Genomic DNA, 3902 nt, shown 5'->3' with positions numbered 1-3902 from the left:
TATCGATCTTAAATTTTCAATGTCACAAGTAACTATTACTCTGAATGTTACTCTTGTACAGTATGTGGCCCTAAATCATAACATTAGGCTTACTAAATCAGTTATGCTTGCACAGAGTCAACAATTGCTTTCCACTGAGCAATTTGTTTTTCTTCTCCGGCGATAACAGTTTTACCATTGTTCCGTTGTCTTTCCACACATTCTGGAGCAGTACCAGAATAGTTATTACGGCCAGCTATGCAAGCTTCGATGGAAATAGCATCAAGTATATCTGCATCAAAATGGTCGGATATAGCTTTGAAATCCTCAACGGATAAATCAAGCAATACGCAACCTTTTTCAATGCAATGATGTACAGCATTACCTACGATTTCATGAGCTTCACGGAATGGAACTCCTTTTTTCGCAAGGTAATCGGCCATATCTGTAGCATTAGAGAAGTCATCATCGAGGACAGCTTTCATATGCGCACCATTAACCTTCATGCCGCGAATCATAGCCGCATTAATGGATAATGCAAAGTGTACTGTATCGATAGCATCAAAAATGCCCTCTTTATCCTCTTGCATATCTTTATTATAGGTAAGTGGCAAGCCTTTTAATGTAGTTAATAAACCTAACAAGTGGCCATAGGTACGACCTGTTTTACCACGAACAAGTTCACATACGTCAGGATTTTTCTTTTGTGGCATAATGCTAGAGCCTGTGCAATGAGCATCATCAAGTTCAATGAAGTTAAACTCATTGGTAGACCACAAAATCAATTCTTCGCTAAGGCGGCTTAAGTGCATCATCACAAGAGACGCAAAGGATAAGAACTCAACCACGTAGTCACGGTCGGATACGGCATCCATACTATTTTCGTAAATACGAGAGAAGCCGAGTAGCTTTTGCGTATAGGTTTGATCAATGCCGTATGTAGAACCAGCTAAGGCCCCTGCACCAAGTGGCATGATATCTGCATGTTTGAAGACCATCAACAAACGGTCAAAATCGCGTTCTAGCATAGAGAAGTATGCCATCATATGATGACCAAATAATACAGGCTGTGCCCGTTGTAAATGCGTATAGCCAGGCATGATAACATCGCTGTATTTTTCAGCCGTTTCAATGAGTGCCTTTTGCATATCAACAATGAGCTCGCCCATTTCTATAACAGCTTTACGCACATACATATGTAAATCGACGGCACATTGGTCATTACGGCTACGGCCGGTATGTAAACGGCCACCTGCTTCACCAATATCATCGGTTAAGCGTTTTTCAATATTCATATGAATATCTTCAAGCGCCACGGAGAATGGGAACTCGCCTTTATCGATTTGGCCTTTAATCTTTGTTAAGCCCTCAACAATAGCATCCCGATCTGCGTCGGAGATAATATTTTGTTTTGCTAGCATAGTCGCGTGTGCTTTACTACCTGCAATATCTTCGGCGTACATCCGCGCATCAAAAGCGATAGAGGATGTAAAATCCTCTACCGCTTTATCAGTGCCTTTTGTGAAACGCCCGCCCCACAATTTAGCCATTATTTACCTGCCTTTTCTTTCATCAATGCATTAATTTTAAGAGGTAAACCGAACAAGTTAATGAAACCAGCCGCATCAGCTTGGTTGTATACATCGTCTTCTTCGAATGTTACGAAATCTTCGCTGTACAAGGAGTATGGAGAAGTTGCACCAGCAGAAATAATATTGCCTTTGTACAATTTAAGTTTTACTTCACCAGTTACAGTTTTTTGAGTTTCATCAACGAATGCTTGCAAAGCGTTCATCAATGGTGCGAACCACATGCCATCGTATACGAGTTCAGCATATTTGTTGGCAATGAGTTCTTTATAGTGGTATGTAGCTCTATCGAGGCAAAGGTATTCAAGCTCTCTGTGAGCATACATGATGATGGAACCACCTGGGTTTTCGTAAACACCACGGGATTTCATACCTACCAATCTATTTTCAACGATATCTACAACGCCTACACCATAATGAGCGCCAATTTCGTTGAGTTTTTCTAACAATTGTAATGGAGTACCTTCTTGGCCATCTACGGCTACAGGTACGCCATCTTTGAAGGATACAGTTACATAACCAGCTTCATCTGGAGCTTGTTCAGGAGTATGTGTTACCAAGTACACATCATCTTTAGGAGCATTTGCTGGATTTTCAAGATCGCCACCTTCATGGGACAAATGCCATACGTTTTGGTCCATAGAATATGGATGAGATTTTGTAGCTACAACTGGGATATCGTGTTTAGCAGCGTATTCCATGCAGTCTGTTCTGGATTTCAAATCCCATTCTCTCCAAGGAGCAATGATTTTCATGTTAGGAGCCAATGCTTTGATAGCGAGTTCGAAACGAACTTGGTCATTACCTTTACCAGTCGCACCGTGAGCGATTGCATCAGCGCCTTCTTTTTTGGCAATATCTACGAGGATTTTACCGATCAAAGGTCTAGCGAAGGATGTACCTAATAAATATTTACCTTCATAAACCGCACCAGCTTTTACTGTTGGCCATACATAATCTTTTACGAACTCTTCTAAAGCGTCCACAATGTACGCTTTAGAAGCACCAGATTTGATTGCTTTTTTCTCAACTGCATCATAATCCTCAGGTTGACCCAAGTCTACGCATACGGCGATAACTTCAGCGCCATAATTTTCTTTTAACCAAGGAATGATAACGGATGTGTCTAAACCACCAGAATATGCGAGTACTACTTTATTTGCTTTACCCATGATAACACCTCATAAAAAACTTACTATGTATTTTAACTCATATAATCAATATTATATCAGATAATTGTGAAAGCACCGTGGCATCTAGCTCAACGGTCATTCCCTCTTTCTGACAAAAAATAGTATACACCTGTATAATTATAAATGCAAGCATTATTTTTATTCAATTTAATAATATATTTCGGAACGTAACTATTTATTACAAAAAACATCTCTGTTAGCCAATCACCAATCAACTAACAGAGATGTTACTATAGTTATTTAATTATTCGTCCACAAGTCCCAAGTCTTGTTTGTATGCATAATCTGCTTCGGCTTGTGTAATCATGCCTTGGTCTACCATTTGTTCGAGCACTAATTTTTGTCGTGCCTTAGCCCCTTTATAGTTCGTATAAGGATCTAGGTAGGATGGTGCATTAGGTAAGGCTGCGAGCATAGCACTTTGACCTAGTGTCAATCGGCTTGGGCTTGTCCCAAAGTATCCATGAGCTGCTTCGTAGATACCGTAGTAATTGTGACCATAATATACAGTATTTAAATACATGGTGAGGATTTCTTCTTTCGAGTAGTAATGTTCCATTTCACTAGCAAGAATTGCTTCCTCCACCTTACGACTCATGATGCGTTTTGATGAAAGGAAGAGATTTTTTACTACTTGTTGTGTAATAGTACTACCACCCTCTACCGTTTCACCTGCTATAGTATTGGTATAAAAGGCGCGAATAATACCGAGCACATCAATAGCTCCATGTTTATAGTATCGCTTATCCTCAATAGCGATCAGTGCATTCTTTGTATATTCTGGAATGACATCACCCTTCACCCAATGTTCTTTAGAAACACGTTGATTAAGAGCCGCCTCTACCTTTTCTTTAAATGTAAATATTCGTATGATACGATCCGTACGGCTGAGGGTATCTTCACTTTGTTCTATGCGTTTTTCAACAGTTGTGTGAGCCTTACTTTCACGATTTGTACCTTGAAAGCTATGGTATCCGTCATATATAAACATGGCCAATATGATGACCACCACGAACACCACTAGATTTCGAAGGTAGCGAAACACTTTCATTGCTTTCACCTATTTCATAAAGGACTATAGTATACATACAGTTATTAACTAACAGTATCTACAACGCCTTATATACATATACTACTATAA

3 protein-coding genes are annotated in these 3902 nt (G+C 39.6%); all 3 read right to left on the bottom strand.

The annotated features are described in order from the left end of the window. Window positions 1–101 precede the first annotated feature (101 nt). Complete coding sequence (gene argH, locus QZ334_RS07410) at window positions 102–1529, bottom strand: argininosuccinate lyase (protein ID WP_295233261.1); 1428 nt, start codon at window positions 1527–1529, stop codon at window positions 102–104. Continuing rightward, window positions 1529–2740, bottom strand: coding sequence for an argininosuccinate synthase (locus QZ334_RS07405; protein ID WP_295233257.1), 1212 nt, complete (start codon window positions 2738–2740; stop codon window positions 1529–1531). Before QZ334_RS07405 ends, argH begins: the two co-directional genes overlap by 1 nt. Window positions 2741–3005: 265 nt before the next feature. Beyond that, the gene (locus QZ334_RS07400; RefSeq protein WP_295233254.1) at window positions 3006–3812 is read right to left on the bottom strand and encodes a transglycosylase domain-containing protein; all 807 of its coding nucleotides are present in this window, start codon (window positions 3810–3812) and stop codon (window positions 3006–3008) included. Window positions 3813–3902: the final 90 nt, after the last annotated feature.

This window comes from Veillonella sp. (assembly GCF_019414865.1).
In the GTDB taxonomy this organism is placed as follows: domain Bacteria; phylum Bacillota; class Negativicutes; order Veillonellales; family Veillonellaceae; genus Veillonella.
This window is presented reverse-complemented; position numbering and strand designations above follow the sequence as displayed.